Here is a 1,592-nt window from a genome sequence, read left to right as displayed (position 1 = left end):
GGCAATAATGATATAAAAAATATTGCTATTACAGGTATATATGGTGCCGGAAAAAGTACAGTATGGAATACATATGTTAATAAGAGTAAATTAAATAATGTCATTAACGTCTCATTGGGCAAATATGAAAATTATATTAAAGATGACGATAATAGACAAAAGGAAGCATCTGAGACTAAGCTTAATAATTCAGACGCTGATGGAGCTGAAGATTTATGTGGTGATGAAAGTAAAAAAGCCGGTGGTATAGATGATGAGAATAGAGTAGAAAGGCAAATTATAAATCAAATATTATCTCAGATAGATCCAAATAAAATACCGCTTAGTAAATATTGTTTTAAGTCGAATAAAAGTAAATGGAGTATTTTCTGGCATTTCTTAGCATTTCTTTCAATGATTTGCTCAATACTACTTTGGAAATTACGTAATGATTTAATTCCTATTTTTAAGGATTTAATAATTTTTAAGGATTTACTAACTCCTTTTTTTAAGGGTATACTAAAGCATTTATTTAGGGATCTGCCAGAAAGATCAGATGAAATGTTGTGGATTATTCCATGTCTTATATTTTTTCTTTTACCACTGTATTACTTTTTTTATACTTTTTATAGAGGGAACAAATTTAGAGTTTCTAAGATATCATTTAACGGTACGGAAGCAGATATGAATAATGATATGGGTGATGAAACAGTATTAGATAGAGACATAAAGGAACTGGTATACTTATTGGGAAGTTCTGGCACAGAAATAGTTGTTTTTGAAGATTTAGATAGATATAATGACATATCTATTTATACAAAACTACGAGAACTAAACTTTATATTAAATAACTATGTAAAAATAAATGGTAAAGATAAGCCCGTTCGATTTATATATTTATTAAAGGATGGTATATTTTCTCTAAAAACAGAACGAAGTTTTTTGATTTCATTATACCTATTGTGCCTATTGTGAATTCTTTTATATCTGAATATCATATTGATAAATTTTTAAAGGATAATGGAATAGTGGAAGAAGTGACTATATTAGCCGATGTTGCTTTATATGTAGATGATATGAGGCTTATTAAAAATATAGTAAATGAATATATCATATATTCTAGAATCTTAAAATTGGAAAGTAAGAATTCAAATATGGACGCGTCATTAGAGTATTCTTATTTGAATAACGACATTCTATTTGCGTTAATCACATTAAAAAATATATTGCCTAATGAATTTGAACGTTTACAGGAAAATAGAGGATATATAAATGATATATTTAAGAAACTGGAAGCAAAAAATTATAATAACACTAGCTATAAAACAATAATTTCCGGATTATCTATTAAAGAAAGGGATAAATTATTTTCAAGAAAAGGATTGGATAGTTTGGAAAGACGCTATTTTGATTTCGTTCGATTTTTAATTGTAAATGGATTCTTAGACAATAGCTACGGTAAATTTATAGTAGATTTACATAAAGCAGATACATCAAACTTATTGAAGAGAAATGATATAATTTATATAAAGGGTCTGAAAGAAGGCAGATCTCTTGATGTTTTGTTAGATGTTGAGACACCTGATTTAATTATTAAACGTTTAGATAAAGAT

The 1,592-nt window shown here is 27.1% G+C and carries 1 pseudogene; it reads left to right on the top strand.

The annotated features are described in order from the left end of the window. Positions 1–12: 12 nt before the first annotated feature. Positions 13–1,592, top strand: a pseudogene (locus HMPREF0381_RS16000) (YobI family P-loop NTPase); the annotation flags it as partial.

The sequence above is a fragment of the Lachnoanaerobaculum saburreum DSM 3986 genome (assembly GCF_000185385.1).
GTDB classification, from domain to species: domain Bacteria; phylum Bacillota; class Clostridia; order Lachnospirales; family Lachnospiraceae; genus Lachnoanaerobaculum; species Lachnoanaerobaculum saburreum.
This window is presented reverse-complemented; position numbering and strand designations above follow the sequence as displayed.